At 66.7% G+C, this 14,412-nt stretch carries 16 protein-coding genes; 13 read left to right on the forward strand and 3 right to left on the reverse strand.

Annotated features, from left to right (window positions below):
- Nucleotides 1–608: 608 nt before the first annotated feature.
- A complete protein-coding gene (locus BLQ85_RS21375) occupies nt 609–2,096 on the reverse strand; it encodes an aminotransferase-like domain-containing protein (RefSeq protein WP_074579988.1) in 1,488 nt (495 codons plus the stop codon).
- Nucleotides 2,097–2,226: 130 nt separating this feature from the next.
- On the opposite strand from BLQ85_RS21375, the gene BLQ85_RS21380 reads away from it, so the two are divergent.
- The 13 genes from BLQ85_RS21380 to BLQ85_RS21440 all read left to right on the forward strand — a co-directional run bounded on the left by BLQ85_RS21380 (nt 2,227) and on the right by BLQ85_RS21440 (nt 12,334).
- Entirely contained in the window at nt 2,227–2,838 is a 612-nt protein-coding gene (locus BLQ85_RS21380) for a LysE family translocator (RefSeq protein WP_074579989.1), read from the forward strand.
- On the forward strand, nt 2,835–3,773 hold the full coding sequence (locus BLQ85_RS21385) for a DMT family transporter (protein WP_074579990.1): 939 nt from the start codon (nt 2,835–2,837) through the stop codon (nt 3,771–3,773). Before BLQ85_RS21380 ends, BLQ85_RS21385 begins: the two co-directional genes overlap by 4 nt.
- The gene (locus tag BLQ85_RS21390; protein WP_074579991.1) at nt 3,773–4,120 is read left to right on the forward strand and encodes an antibiotic biosynthesis monooxygenase family protein; all 348 of its coding nucleotides are present in this window, start codon (nt 3,773–3,775) and stop codon (nt 4,118–4,120) included. The genes BLQ85_RS21385 and BLQ85_RS21390 overlap by 1 nt, the downstream gene beginning before the upstream one ends.
- The gene (locus tag BLQ85_RS21395; protein ID WP_074579992.1) at nt 4,117–4,446 is read left to right on the forward strand and encodes a DHCW motif cupin fold protein; all 330 of its coding nucleotides are present in this window, start codon (nt 4,117–4,119) and stop codon (nt 4,444–4,446) included. Before BLQ85_RS21390 ends, BLQ85_RS21395 begins: the two co-directional genes overlap by 4 nt.
- Before the next feature lie 152 nt (nt 4,447–4,598).
- Nucleotides 4,599–5,792, forward strand: coding sequence for an aminotransferase-like domain-containing protein (locus BLQ85_RS21400; protein WP_074580070.1), 1,194 nt, complete (start codon nt 4,599–4,601; stop codon nt 5,790–5,792).
- Nucleotides 5,789–6,430 (forward strand): LysE family translocator, encoded by a 642-nt coding sequence (locus BLQ85_RS21405; RefSeq protein ID WP_074579993.1) that lies wholly within the window; start codon nt 5,789–5,791, stop codon nt 6,428–6,430. Before BLQ85_RS21400 ends, BLQ85_RS21405 begins: the two co-directional genes overlap by 4 nt.
- A 1-nt stretch (nt 6,431) precedes the next feature.
- Entirely contained in the window at nt 6,432–7,052 is a 621-nt protein-coding gene (locus BLQ85_RS21410) for a glutathione S-transferase (RefSeq protein ID WP_074579994.1), read from the forward strand.
- A 34-nt stretch (nt 7,053–7,086) separates the two neighbouring features.
- Nucleotides 7,087–8,001, forward strand: coding sequence for a PhzF family phenazine biosynthesis protein (locus BLQ85_RS21415; protein ID WP_074579995.1), 915 nt, complete (start codon nt 7,087–7,089; stop codon nt 7,999–8,001).
- Between the two features lie 3 nt (nt 8,002–8,004).
- A complete protein-coding gene (locus BLQ85_RS21420) occupies nt 8,005–8,718 on the forward strand; it encodes a VOC family protein (protein ID WP_175456168.1) in 714 nt (237 codons plus the stop codon).
- Nucleotides 8,719–9,357, forward strand: a complete 639-nt coding sequence (locus tag BLQ85_RS21425; RefSeq protein WP_074579996.1) for a LysE family translocator — start codon at nt 8,719–8,721, stop codon at nt 9,355–9,357.
- On the forward strand, nt 9,354–10,355 hold the full coding sequence (locus BLQ85_RS21430) for a threonine dehydratase (RefSeq protein WP_074579997.1): 1,002 nt from the start codon (nt 9,354–9,356) through the stop codon (nt 10,353–10,355). Before BLQ85_RS21425 ends, BLQ85_RS21430 begins: the two co-directional genes overlap by 4 nt.
- Before the next feature lie 51 nt (nt 10,356–10,406).
- Entirely contained in the window at nt 10,407–11,075 is a 669-nt protein-coding gene (locus tag BLQ85_RS21435) for a histidine phosphatase family protein (RefSeq protein WP_074580072.1), read from the forward strand.
- 101 nt (nt 11,076–11,176) lie between these two features.
- Nucleotides 11,177–12,334 (forward strand): hypothetical protein, encoded by a 1,158-nt coding sequence (locus BLQ85_RS21440; RefSeq protein ID WP_074579998.1) that lies wholly within the window; start codon nt 11,177–11,179, stop codon nt 12,332–12,334.
- A 7-nt stretch (nt 12,335–12,341) separates the two neighbouring features.
- Here the strand turns inward: BLQ85_RS21440 and BLQ85_RS21445 are convergent, their stop codons facing one another.
- Both BLQ85_RS21445 and BLQ85_RS21450 read right to left on the reverse strand, forming a co-directional pair.
- Complete coding sequence (locus tag BLQ85_RS21445; RefSeq protein WP_074579999.1) at nt 12,342–13,679, reverse strand: PQQ-dependent sugar dehydrogenase; 1,338 nt, start codon at nt 13,677–13,679, stop codon at nt 12,342–12,344.
- A 113-nt stretch (nt 13,680–13,792) separates the two neighbouring features.
- A complete protein-coding gene (locus BLQ85_RS21450; protein WP_007862953.1) occupies nt 13,793–14,251 on the reverse strand; it encodes an Lrp/AsnC family transcriptional regulator in 459 nt (152 codons plus the stop codon).
- Between the last annotated feature and the right edge of the window lie 161 nt (nt 14,252–14,412).

The following is a 14,412-nucleotide window of genomic DNA, read 5'->3' on the forward strand; positions in this document are numbered from 1 at the left end:
CGGGCAACCTGCGGTGCTCGAGCCAAGCGGGGTCTGGCTAAACTCGCTACGCTGCGCTTCGCTCAAACAACGCCAGCCCTGATCCGCTTGTCTCTGCGCTCCTCGGCCCAGCCAGGACGGGGCAATCGGGATCGGGGACAGAAAACCAAGAAGACAAATACCAACAAGGGCACGCCATGGCGTGTCCTTGTGGTTTTCGGTATTGGGTATTGGTATTCCTTCTCCCACCCCTTGTGTATGCGCCGAGGAGCGCAGGTTCAGGCGGATAAGGGATCGCGTTGTTTGAGCGAAGTGAAACGTAGCGAGTTTAGCGAGACCCCGCCTGAACCGAGCACCGCAGGTTGCCCGTAGCGAAGCGGAGGGACGCAGACACCAGGGTCGCCTTTCTTTTGCTTACTTTTGGTGTTTGCGTAACTTCGCTACGCGAAGTGAGCAAACCCCGCGCGCGCAGCGCGCCTTTGGCGAACAAAGAAAACCCGCTATGCGGGTTTCGCTAAAAGTGAGTTGCCGCCGGGCAACCCCCGGCCAACCGCCCTCGGCAGAGAGAGATGAAGGAAGAACAAGAGGAGGAGGGGGAGGAGAGGCGCGCCCGCCGGAGCAAGACCCGGCTACTTCACCGCATCTCTCAACCGAGCAAACACCTTCCAGAACGCCGCCTCCTGCGTGGTCGCAAAATTGATCCGCATCAGCGTGCTGGGCGCCCGCACCGCGTGGAACAGCGCCCCCGGGGCGATCAGATAGCCCTCGTCGAGCATGCGCTGGGCCAGCGCGTCGGTGTCGACGCCGGTGTCCACCCAGCCGAACAGGCCGGCGGGCTCGGTCGCGAAGCTGCAGCCGTGGGCGATTGCCAGCTTGACGCTGCGGGCGCGCGCAGCATCGAGCCGGGTGCGTATGCGCTCGGCATGGCGGCGCAGCTGGCCCTGGTCTATACACCAGGCCAGCGCCTTTTCCAGCAGGGCCGGCGTGGTCAGCGTGGCCAGCAGCTTGGTGTCCAGCAGGCGCTCGACCAGATCGGGCGGTGCGGCCATGAAGCCGACGCGCCAGCCCGGCGCGAGGATTTTGGCGAAACCGCTGACGTAAATCGTGCGCTGCAGGCCGTCCAGCGAGCACAGCCGGGTCGCGTGTTCGGGCGCCAGGTGGCTGTAGGTGTCGTCTTCAACAATGTGGAAGTTGTGCTGCATCGCCAGCTGCAGCACGCGGTGCGCGCTGCCCGGCGTGAGGCAGTAGCCGGTGGGGTTGTGGAACACGCTGACGCTGACAAACAGCTTGGGCTGGTGGATCTCGCAGTACTGCGCCATCACCTCCAGGTCGGGGCCGTCGGCGCGGCGTGGCACCGGCAGGATACGCATGCCCAAGGCGTCCAGCCGGGCGAATTCCACGGCCCAGCCGGGCTCCTCCACCATCACGCAGTCGCCGGCGCGCAGCAGCGTGCGGCTCACGATGTCCAGCGCATGCGTGGCCCCCACGGTGGTGATGATTTGCTCGGGCACGGCATGCACATTGAGCGCGCTGAGTTTCTGCGACAGCGCGCGGCGCAGGCCGCTGTCGCCCATGGGCTCGCCGTACTGCAGCGAAAAATCCCGCAGCGCGCTGACGCTGGTGACCTTGCGCACGGCCGCGGGCATGAAGGTGGTTTCCAGCCAGTCGGGCGGAAACACGCCCATGCCGGGCTGGGGTTTGTTGCTGACCTTGTGGAACATGCCACGTATCAGCGCGGTGGCGTCGACCGGCGCCTGGCGCGTGGCCATCCAGCTGGCGGTGCTCCAGGCGCCCAGCGGCGCCAGGTCGGCCGCTTGCACCGGCCCGTGCTTTCCGGGGTGCGCCGCCGCAGGCGCTTTGGCGGCGGGCGCCGAAGCCGCATTGAGCGAAGCATCGCGCACAAAAAAACCGCGGTTCTTGCGCGCCACCACCAGGCCTTGCGCCAGCAACTGGTCATATGCGGCCACCACGGTCGAGACGCTCACACCCTGCTGCTCGGCGCACAGCCGCACCGAAGGCAGGCGCGCGCCGGGCGCCAGCAGGCGGCTGCGTATGCGCTCGGCAAAACGCGCCGAGAGCTGTTCGGTCAGGGATTGTGAAGCGGCTTTCATCAACATGGCGCGGCCTTTTTCCTGTTCATCGCCCCCGGTAGGGCATGGTGTGCTGATTATTTGACCAATACAGTTTTGGAATTTGTACCGCTAACTGTATTGGTGGTGTACTGCTTTCAACTATAAAGTGGGAAACATGAACTGGCAAGAATTTACGGCTTTACTGGTGCTGGCCACGGCGATGAGTTTTTCGCCCGGGCCCAACACCACGCTGTCGACCGCGCTGGGCGCCAACCACGGTTTCCGCCGCGCGCTGCCGTTTGTCTGCGCCGTGCCCGTGGGCTGGGGCGCGCTGCTGCTGGTCTGCGCGCTGGGCCTGGGCGCGCTGGTGCTGGCGGTGCCACTGCTGAGCTGGGCCGTCAAGATCGGCGGCGTGGCCTACCTGCTTTGGCTGGCCTACAAGGTCTCCCAGTCGCGCCAGCTCAGCCAGGCCGACGCATCACGGCTGAGCGTCACCTTCTGGCAGGGCGCGGCGCTGCAATTCGTCAACATCAAGGCCTGGATGCTGGCGCTGGCCATCGTCAGCGGCTGGATCGCCGGCCGCGAGGCGCCCGCCCTGCGCTTGGCCATCGTACTGCCGGTGATGCTGGCCTATGCCTTTGTGAGCAACATGGTGTATGCGCTGGCCGGCTCGCTGCTGCGCGACTGGCTGTCCGGCCCTGCCGGCAGCGGCCTGCGGCTGCGCTGGTTCAACTACGCCATGGCGGCCGTGCTGGTGGCCACCGCGATCTGGATGCTCTTTATATGAGCCCCCACGCGCACATCACGAAAGGCCTGTGGCTGGGCCTGCTGGGCACCGTGATCTTTTCCGTCACGCTGCCGATGACGCGGCTGGCCGTGGGCACGCCGGACGCGCCGCAGCTGTCGGGCATCTTCATCGCGCTAGGCCGCGCCGTGGTGGCCGCGGGCCTCTCGGCCGCGTTCCTGCTGGCCACGCGCGCGCCCTTGCCCAAACGCGAGGACTGGTGGCCGCTGGCCGCCACGGCGGGCGGTGTGGTCTTCGGCTTTCCGCTGTTCACCTCGATTGCCATGCGTTATGTGGAGGCCGTGCATGCCGCCGTGATCATCGGCGCCCTGCCGCTGGCCACCGCGGCCGTGGGCGCCTTGCTGCACCGCCAGCGGCCGTCCGCCGGCTTCTGGTTGTGCGCCGCCCTGGGCAGCGCGCTGGTGGTGGCTTTTGCCCTCTTGCGATCGGGCAGCGGCGGCCTGTCCATCAGCCCCGCGGACTTGCTGCTGCTGGCCGCCGTGCTGTGCGCCGCCGTGGGTTACGGCTATGGCGCCCGGCTGTCGCAGCGCATGCAGGCTGAACATGTGATCTGCTGGGCGCTGCTGCTGTCACTGCCGCTGACCTTGCCGCTGGCCGCCTTCAGCTGGCCGGCCGGTGCCATCAAGGCGTCGGCCTGGTGGGGCTTTGGCTATGTCGCGGTGTTTTCGATGTGGCTGGGTTTTTTCGCCTGGTACCGCGGCCTGGCGCTGGGCGGCACGGTGCGCGTGAGCCAGGTGCAGCTGCTGCAGCCGTTTATGTCCATGCTGTTCGCGGTGCCGCTGCTGGGCGAAAGCCTGGACGCGGTGACCGTGGGCTTCGGCCTGGCGGTGATCGCCACCGTGTTCATCGGCAAAAAAATGCCGGTGCACCAGCCGGCCGCCATGCCCCCTTCATTGCTACACCCTGGGAAGACCTGATGTACTGCGCCGCCTTTATTTTTGAACCGGGCACCTATGACGAGCGCTTCCACGCACTGGATGCGCTGATCGAGGAAGCCGCCCATGCCACCCCGGGCTACCTGGGCGCGGAAACCTGGCGCTCGCCCGACGGCACGCGCAGCAACGCGACCTATTTCTGGGACAACCAGGAGGCGCTGCGCGCTTTCTCGGCCCACCCCAAGCACCTGGAAGCCAAACGCCAGTACACCCAGTGGTACAAAGGCTTTCACATCGTCATCTCGCAGGTGCTGCGCTCCTATGGCGACGGCAAGATCGAACACATCACGCCCAACCAGCGCGACCGCGGCCAGGGAGTTGCCGCATGAACATCGCCAACATCCCTTTCGGTACCACCGACTGGTCCACCGTGGACCGCACCGAACATTCGGCCCTGGAAGGCAAGGCCTTCTGGCGCACGCAGACCTTCGGTGACGTGCGCGTGCGCATGGTCGAGTACACGCCGGGTTATGTGTCCGACCATTGGTGCAAAAAAGGCCACATCCTGCTGTGCCTGCAGGGCCAGTTGCACACCGAACTCGAGGACGGCCGCCGCTTCACGCTGGAGCCCGGCATGAGCTACCAGGTCGCCGACCAGGCCGAGGCGCACCGCTCGACCTCGCCGCTGGGCGCCACCCTGTTTGTGGTGGATTGAGCAGCCGCATGAAAGTCTTGCGCAAAACCGCCAGGCTGCGATCATGGTTGCCATATCCGGCAGCCGTACGCCGCGGCACCCTGAATTTTTTAACCATTGTGTGAGCCGGGCCGCCCGAGGCGGCCCTCAAGGAGGAGAGTGAGATGAGCGACATGACATGGACCCAGGCGCAACGCGCCCACAAGATGAACCCTTCGGTGATCCGCGAGATCCTCAAGGTCACCGAAAAACCCGGCATCATCAGCTTCGCCGGCGGCCTGCCCTCGCCCAAGACCTTCCCCGTCGCCGCCTTCCGCGAGGCCTGCGACAAGGTGCTGCGCGAAGATGGCCATGCGGCGCTGCAGTACGCGGCCAGCGAAGGCTATGCGCCGCTGCGCGAGATGGTCGCCGCCATGCTGCCCTGGGAGGTCGACCCGGCGCAGGTGCTGATCACCACCGGCTCGCAGCAGGGCCTGGACCTTGTCGCCAAGATACTGATAGACGCCGGCAGCCGCGTGCTGGTGGAAACACCCACTTACCTGGGTGCGCTGCAGGCCTTCACGCCCATGGAACCCGAGGTCGTGGGCGTGGCCAGCGACGAGGAAGGCGTGGACATCGCCGATCTCGCCAGCAAGGCCGCCGGCGCGCGTTTCTTTTATGTGCTGCCCAACTTCCAGAACCCGACCGGCCGCACCATGAGCGAGGCGCGCCGCGCCGCGTTGAGCGCCGAAGCCGCGCGCCTGGGCCTGCCCATCGTCGAGGACAACCCCTACGGCGACCTGTGGTTCGACACGCCGCCGCCGCTGCCGCTGACGGCGCGCAACCCCGAAGGCTGCGTCTACATGGGCTCCTTCTCCAAGATCCTGGCGCCCGGCCTGCGCCTGGGTTTCCTGGTTGCGCCCAAGTCGCTCTACCCCAAGCTGCTGCAGGCCAAGCAGGCCGCCGACCTGCACACGCCGGGCTTTAACCAGCGCATGGTGGTCGAGACCATGAAGAACAACTTCCTGGAGCGCCACGTGCCGACCATACGCGCGCTCTACAAATCGCAGCGCGACGCCATGCTGGCCGCCATGCAGCGCGACATGCCCGAGGGCGTGAGCTGGAACACGCCGGCCGGCGGCATGTTTTTGTGGGTGCGCCTGCCCGAGGGCATGAACGCCATCGACCTGCTGCCCAAGGCGGTGGAGCGCAACGTGGCCTTTGTGCCCGGCTGGGCCTTTTACGCCGACCATGCCGACGCCCGCACCCTGCGCCTGTCCTTTGTGACCTCCAGCGTCGAGCAGATCAACATCGGCATCGCCGCGCTGGCCGCGGCCATCCGCGAGCAACTGCCCACGGGCCTGCCTGAACTGCGCGCGGCCGCATGATGGACACGGGCACGCTGTCGCTGTTCGTGCTGGCGGTGCTGGCGCTTTTCATTTCGCCCGGTCCCAACATGGCGTTTGTGCTCTCGCACGGGCTGGCGCACGGCGTGCGCGGCGGCTTCGCGGCGGCCATCGGCATCTCGGCGGCAGACCTGGTGCACACCCTGTGCGCCGCGACGGGTGTGACCGCGCTGGTCGCGGCCTGGCCGCCCTCCTTCGACGTGCTGCGCTACGCCGGCGCCCTCTACCTGCTGTGGCTGGCCTGGCAGGCCTTGCGGCCGGCCGGCGCGCGCGGCGACAAGGCGCCGGCCCCGCCCGCCGGTTTCGCGCGCATTGTGCGCATGGCCTGGCTCAACAACCTGGTGAACCCGAAAGCGCTGCTGTTTTTCATGGTCTTCCTGCCGCAGTTCGTCAACCCGGCGCGCGGCCACGTGACCTTGCAGCTGCTGGTGCTGGGCGTGCTGCTGTCGGCGCTGGCGCTGGTTTTCAACACCGTGCTGGGCGCCTTCAGCGGCCAGATAGGCCGCCGCCTGCAGGCGCGGCCCGGCGCCGCGACATTCCAGCGCGGCCTGCTGGCTTTGACCATGGCCGGGCTCGCGCTCAGGCTGGTGTTCCTCGACCGACCTTCCAAAGGAATCTGACATGCTTCATCTCTGGGGGCGCATCAGCTCCATCAATGTGCGCAAAGTCGTCTGGGCCGCCCAGGAACTGGGCCTGACCCTGCAGCGCACCGATGCCGGCGGCCAGTTCGGCATCGTCAAGGATGCCGACTACCGCCGCAAGAACCCGAATGCGCTGGTGCCACTGATGGAAGACGGCGAGGTCCTCGTCTGGGAGTCCAACGTCATCGTGCGCTACCTGTGCGCCAAATACTCATCGGGCAACTTCTATCCCACGGCGCTGCCGCAGCGTTTTGCCGCCGAGCAATGGATGGACTGGCAGCAGACCACCTTCAACCCGGCCGGCCGCGCGGCGTTTGTGCAGCTGATACGCACGCCGGCCGAGCAGCGCAATGCTGGACTGATCGCGCAATCGGTGGCCGCCACCGAGCCGCTGCTGGCTTTGCTCGATGCGCACCTGGCCGAGCATGCCTATATAGGCGGCGAGCAATTCGGCATGGCCGACATCCCGTTGGGCTGCGAAATGCACCGCTGGTTCGGCCTGCCGCAGCCGCGGCCCGCGCGGCCCCACCTGGACCGCTGGTACCAGAACCTGCTGGCGCGTCCCGCCTCGCGCGGCGTGCTGGACCTTCCCCTGTCATAAATCTTTAAAACCACCTGGAAAACCGAGAGCCCCCATGAAGCAGCGCGCATTCAAGCAAGTCGACGTATTCACCCCCAGTCCTTACTACGGCAATCCCCTGGCCGTGGTGCTGGACGGCAGCGGCCTGGACGATGCCGCCATGCAGCGTTTTGCCAAATGGACCAACCTGTCGGAAACCACCTTTTTGCTGCCGCCCACGGACGCCGCGGCCGACTACCGCGTGCGCATCTTCACGCCGGGCGGCGAGCTGCCCTTTGCCGGCCACCCCACGCTGGGCAGCTGCCACAGCTGGCTGGAAGCCGGCGGGCAGCCGCGTTCCAAGGACTTCATCGTGCAGGAATGCAAGGTCGGCCTGGTCAAGATCCGCCGCGAGCCCGGCACCCAACGCCTGGCCTTCGCCGCACCGGCGCTCAAGCGCTCGGCGCCCAGCCCCACGGTACTGGCCCAGGTGGCCACGGCGCTGGGCCTCAAGGCCAGCCAGGTGCTGGCCGCGCAATGCCTGGACAACGGCCCGCTCTGGCTGGGCCTGCTGCTGGACAGCCCCGAAACCGTGCTGAGCCTGGCGCCCGACCACAAGGCGCTGGCCAAGCTGGGCACCAAGATAGGCGTCGTCGCGCGCTACCCGCACGAAGAAGCCGCGCCGCTGATCGCACGCGCCAACCGCGAAGCCAGGGCTTTTGCGGCGTCCCAGCCCTCCTTCGCGCCCGACTTTGAGGTGCGGGCCTTTGCCGCGCCCCTGGGCGTCGACGAAGACCCGGTCACCGGCAGCCTCAACGCCAGCCTGGCGCAATGGCTGATCGCCGAGGGCCATGCACCCGAGCGCTACACCGCCTCGCAAGGCGTGTGCCTGGGCCGCGCGGGCCAGGTGCATCTTGAACGCGACGCGGCCGGCCAGGTCTGGGTCGGCGGCGAGTCGGTGAGCTGCATCGATGGAAGCGTCACGCTTTAAGCCATGGAGAACACCACCGCATCCACTCCGCTGGCCTCGCAGGTCGACCACCTGGTGGTGGTGGCGGCCAGCCTGGAGCAGGGTGTGCAGTGGTGCGAGCGCGTACTGGGCATCACGCCCGGGCCGGGCGGCGAGCATGCGCTGATGGGCACGCACAACCGGCTCTTCAGCATCGCCTCGCCGGCCTTTCCCACGGCTTATTTTGAAATCATCGCGATCCAGCCGGGCAAGCCTTGCACGCGACCGGCCCCGGCCAGGCGCTGGTTTGACCTGGACGACCTGGAACTGCAACTGCAGCTCAGCAAAGGCGGGCCGCAGCTCGCCCACTTCGCGGCCTCCACGCCCCGCGCACAAGGCGGCGTGCGCGCGCTGGCGCGCCTGGGGCTGGACCGCGGCGAGCTGTTGGAGGCTTCGCGCATGACGCCGCAAGGCCTGCTGTCCTGGAAAATCACGGTGCGCGAGGACGGGCAGCGCCTGTTCTACGGCGCGCTGCCCACACTGATCCAGTGGGGCGAGACCCATCCCAGCCAAAGCATGGCGCCCTCGGGCGTCACGCTGCAGTCGCTGCACGCCAGCCACCCGCGGCCCGACGCGCTGCGCGCCGGCTACGAGGCCATAGGCCTGGCCGGTGTAGGCCTGTCACAAGGCCCGCCCAACCTGATCGCCACGCTGCAGACGCCGCGCGGCCTTGTCACGCTTGAATCAAAGGGGATTTAGATGTTCAGCTCCACCGAACTCGCCTGGTTTGCCCTCGCCGCCTTTGTGCTGGTGATCACGCCCGGGCCCAACATGATTTATTGCATCTCGCGCACGCTGTGCCAGGGCCCTCGCGCCGGCCTGGTGTCGCTGAGCGGCGTGGCCCTGGGGTTTGTGGTGCACCTGCTGGCCGCGTCCTTTGGCCTCACGGCGCTGCTGCTGGCCGTGCCGGTGGCCTTTGACGCGATCAAGGTCGCGGGCGCGGCCTATCTGCTGTGGATGGCGTGGCAGGCCGTCAAGCCCGGCGGCCTCGCACCTTTTGAGACACGCGAGCTGCCGCACGACCCGCCACGCACGCTGTTCCTCATGGGTTTTATGACCAACCTGCTCAATCCCAAGGTGGCGATGTTTTACCTCTCCTTCTTCCCGCAGTTCCTGCACCCGGAGCGCGGCGACCTGCTGCTGCAAAGCCTGACGCTGGGCGCGGTGCAGATCAGCGTGAGCACCAGCGTGAACACGGTACTGATCTGCTTCGCCGCGGCGATTGCCGGCTTCCTGAACCGCAACATCAGCTGGATGCGCGTGCAGCGCTATGTGATGGGCACGGTGCTGGGCCTGCTGGCGCTGCGCCTGCTGACCGAAAAACGGGCGGCCGCATGAGTGCCGTCCTCGACCAGGCGCCGGCGCTGGAGAACAGCATGCTGCCCTCGCTGCGCGAGATCGAAGACGCGGCCCGCGTGGTGTACCGCGAATTCCAGGCCACACCGCAATACCGCTGGGGCCTGTCCAGCCAGCGCCTGGGCGCCGACTGCTGGATCAAGCACGAGAACCACACGCCGGTCGGCGCCTTCAAGCTGCGCGGCGGGCTCACCTACTTCGAGGCGCTGCTGCGGCGCGGCGAGCTGCCCGCGCAAGTCGTCAGTGCCACGCGCGGCAACCACGGCCAGAGCATAGGCTGGGCGGCGCGCGCCCACGGCGTGGCCTGCACCATCGTGGTTCCGCACGGCAACTCGACCGAAAAGAATGCCGCCATGCGCGCGCTGGGCGTGACGCTGATCGAACACGGCGACGACTTCCAGGCCAGCCGCGAATTCGCCATGGCGCTGGCCGCCGAACGCGGCGCCCACATGGTGCCCAGCTTCCATGCCGACCTGCTGCACGGCGTCAGCACCTACTGGTGGGAATTCATGCTGGCCGTGCCGCAGCTGGACGTGGTCTATGTGCCCATCGGCCAGGGATCCGGCGCGTGTTCGGCGATTGCCGCCAAGCTGGCGCTGGGCCGCAAGCTGCGCATCGTCGGCGTGGTGAGCACGCATGCCACCACCTATGCCGACTCGCTGGCCGCCGGCCGCGTGGTGGAAGCGCCTGTGACCACGCAGCTGGCCGACGGCATGGCCTGCCGCGTTGCCGATGCCGAGGCGCTGGCCATCCTGCTGCCGCAGCTGGACCACGTCGTGAAGGTGACGGACGACGAAGTAGCCCAGGCCATGCGCGCGCTGTACGCCGACACCCACAATGTGGCCGAAGGTGCGGGCGCGGCGAGTTTTGCTGCCGCGATGCAGGAGCGTGATCGACTCAAGGGCCAGGCCGTGGGCATCGCGCTTACCGGCGGCAATGTGGACACGACGACTGTCGCCAAAGTGCTAGCTGCCGTCTAAGCCGTCGCACGCGGGACTGGGGCCATGGCCCGCCGCCGCCACAATCCGCCCATGGGAACCCTCTACCTCGTGCGCCACGGCCAGGCCTCGTTTGGCGAAGACGACTACGACGTGCTCAGCCCCATGGGGCGCCAGCAAAGTGTCCGCCTGGGGGAATACTTCAAGTACAAGGGCATCAGCTTTGACGCGGCCTTCACCGGCACGCTGCAGCGCCAGGTCAACACCTTTGCCGGCATCTGTGAGGGCATGGGGATTGACATGCAGGCCGAGCAGCGGCCCGGGCTCAATGAATACGACAGCCATGCGGTGATAGGCGCGATACACCCGCACAAGCTGGAAAAACCGACCACGCCCGAGCAATACCGCGGCCATTTCCGCCTGCTGCGCGACGGCCTGACGCAATGGATGGCCGGCGTCGTCAGCCCCAAGGGCATGCCCAGCTACACGGAGTTTGTCGCCGGCGTCACCGACGTGCTGGACCAGATTCGCAGCACGCACAGCGGCAATGTGCTGCTGGTCTCCAGCGGCGGGCCGATCTCGACGGCCGTGGGCCACGTGCTGGGCACCAGCCCGGAAACCACCATAGAGCTCAACCTGCGCATACGCAACTGCTCACTCACCGAGTTCGCCTTCACGCCCAAGCGCCACATGCTGGTGACTTACAACACCTTGCCGCACCTGGACGCGCCCGAGCACGCGAGCTGGATCACCTACGCCTGAGAACCTGTTGCCGGTCTAAACGCTGACGCAAACCTTGCATTTGCCCCCGTGGTGTTTTTACCATTGCCGGGATCGCGCCAAGCAAAGATACTCTTTGGCACATGAGCGCAGCCCTCAGCCCCACTCCCAGCCTCGCCATTGCGGGCATACACCTTCACGCCGGCACGGCCGATGCGCTGGCGGCGTCCAGCTACCGCTTCCTGGTGCAGCTCGAGCAGCTGGGCCTGCAGGACGCCGTGGAAACCGCGGAACTGCCGGCGCGCGAGGGCGCCGCCGCGGGCCGGCGTTTTCGCCTCAGGGCCGGACTGGCCGACAAATGGGCGCCGGGCCTGGACACCCTGGGCCTGGCCGAAAAACTGCAACTGGACACGACGGGCAGCAGCGAGGACCTGGAACGCGAAATCCTGCTGGCCATGCTGCTGAGCCCGATTGCCTTCGAATTTCCCAGCCATGAAGAGCTGGCCTCGGCGCTGCGCGTGCGCCGCAACATCGTGGTCGCCGCGCGCAAGACGGCGCTGGAATTCCACACCACCGAGGTCAACCGGCCCGAGGACTGCTGGACCTACTCCGAGGACGACGGCTTTACCGTGCGGCCCGGCCACGCGCTGATTCCCGCTTTGCAAAAAGCCACCCAGCCCGAAGCTTCGGGCAAGCTGTATTCCTTCTCGTGCTACCGCGCGACCGAGTATGTGATCCTGCTGGCCATCGCGCAGGAGCTCGAAAACTGCAACCCACCCCTGCTGGCCGGCCTGCAGCAGCGCTGGGAGCGGCGCGCCATCATGTCGGGCAAATTCCACGACGTGTTCCTGCGCGAATACGGCTCCATGGAGCAGCCGCTGCCGCCTAAATATTACGTACCGGGCGACCGCCTGTGGTTCCGCAACCCCGATGAACACTCCTCGGACGTTTCAGGTTACGAAGGCTCCTGGGTGTTTTACATCGGCAACGGCCTGTTCACCAACTTCTGGAAGCGCGAACAGCCCTACACCCTGACGGCCAAATGCCTGGAGCTGTTCCACTGGCGGCACGCGACCTATACCGACGAAGCCGGCGAGCTGCGCATCAACGAAAGCATTGTCGAAGCCGGCGTCAAGGCCTCCAGCGCCGACCCGGCCGAGACCGCGCGCATCCTGGAGCTGATGCTGCGCATGCGCGAGCCCAAGGGCGTCTACCAGTCGGGCGGCTGCATAGACACCTCGCGCGAGTACCCGCGCTGGATGCGGCCGGGCACGGCGGACATGGTGCTGCCGCCCGTTTGAAGGCCTGCTATCTAGAAGCGCTGACGCGCCAGACGGCATTACCAACGTCATCGGCCACCAGCAGCGCACCGCGCTTGTCGATCGCCACGCCCACAGGCCTGCCGTAAGCATGGCCCTCGGAGCTCAGGAAGCCGCTCAGCACATCAAGGGGCAAACCCGAAGGCAAGCCGTTCTCGAAGGGCACAAACACCACCTTGTAGCCGCTGTGCGGCACGCGGTTCCAGGAGCCGTGTTCGCCGACGAACACGCCGGAGGCCAGCAGAGGCGGCAGCGCCTTGCCTTCCGAGAACGCCATGCCCAGCGGCGCCACGTGCGAGCCCAGCGCATAGTCGGGCGGCACGGCCTTGGCGACCAGATCGGGCCGCGGCGGCCGCACGCGCTCGTCCACGTGGCTGCCGTAGTAGCTGTAGGGCCAGCCGTAGAACACGCCGTCGCGCACCAAGGTCAGGTAATCGGGCACCAGGTCGCTGCCGATCTCGTCGCGCTCGTTGACCACCGTCCAGAGCGCGCCGGTGCCGGGCGCCCAGCCCATGCCATTGGGGTTGCGCAGGCCGGAGGCGAACACGCGGTGTTCCCCGGTCTTGGCGTCCACCTCCCAGATGGCGGCGCGGCCGGCCTCGGCCTCCATGCCGCGCTCGCCCACATTGCTGTTGGAGCCTACCGTCACATAGAGCTTGCGGCCGTCCGGGCTGGCGACGATGTTTTTGGTCCAGTGGTGGTTGATGGGGCCGGCCGGCAGGTCCACCAACTTGACGGGCGCCGCGGTGATGGTGGTCTGGCCGGCCTGGTAGGGAAAGCGCACAACGGCATCGGTATTGGCCACGTAAAAATCATTGCCCACCAGCACCATGCCAAAGGGCGAGTTGAGGTTTTCCAGGAACACGCTGCGGCTCTCGGCCTTGCCGTCGCCGTCGGCATCGCGTAGCAAGGTGATGCGGTTGGCCGTGGGCGCGCCGGCCCCGGCCCGGCCCATGACCTTTTTCATGAACCAGCCGCGCAGGCCCTTGCCATCCTCGGGTTTGGGCGGTGCATTGGTCTCGGCCACCAGCACGTCGCCATTAGGCAGCGCATAGACCCAGCGCGGGTGGTCCAGCCCGGTGGCCAGGGCCGTCACGGCCAGGCCGGCCATGGGCGTGGGCATGGCGCCTTCAGGCCAGCCCTTGGCCGGCGCGATGTTCACGGTGGGGATCAGGCTTTTTCTGGGCTGCGGCAGCGCGGGGTTGGCGCCCATGCCGGCTTCGGGCGGCAGCAGGGCGGTGTCGCCGCAGGCCACCAGGCCGCCCACAATGGCAGCGCAAGCCGAGGCCGCAAGCCAGGCCTTGGCGGAAAAACTGGGGGCGTGCATACATTCTCCCTTGGGTGCCGCGCCACAGCGGCGCACCCGTCCACTGTGCGCCGCCGGGAATGCCGGAGCTGTCAGCCGGCGGCCCAGCGCCCTGTCAGCGTCGGTCCCGGGCCTCAGCCCGGCAGCAGGGGAAGATCGGCTTTTTTAAGCGTGCGCAGCACAAAGCTGGACTTGCTGTGGCGTATGCCCTTGATCTTGTAAAGCCGCTCGCGCAGCAGGCGCTCATAGTCCTTGGTGTCGTGCACCGCGATGCGCAGCAGGTAGTCGTATTCGCCGGACACCAAGTAAGCCTCGACCACCTCGGGAATCGCGGCCAGGGTTTCGCCGAATTTTTCGAGTGTGTTGTCGGAATGGCTGTCCAGCGTGACTTGCACCATGACCGTGTCGCCCAGGCCCAGGGCCTGCGCATTGAGGCGCACCGTGTAGCCCTCGATCACGCCGGCTTCTTCCATTTTCTTGATGCGGCCCCAGCAGGGCGAGGGGCTCAGGCCCACGGCCTGGCCAATGTCTTGCAGGCTGGCGCGCGCATCGGCCTGCAAAACCTGAAGGATTTTCCGGTCCAAAGTATCCATTCAGCTAATTTATCTGATTTTTGGAAATTTGCAGATTTTTTATCTGTATCTGGTAAATTTGGCAGCAAATCAAGCAAATTATTCGACCCTGGCCGGGCGATACTTTCTTCCATGGCAGCGGGCTTACCGGTCCGTTTGGCAAGACAAGGCCTCCAGCGAGT

Source organism: Polaromonas sp. JS666, assembly GCF_900103405.1.
Lineage (GTDB): Bacteria > Pseudomonadota > Gammaproteobacteria > Burkholderiales > Burkholderiaceae_C > Polaromonas.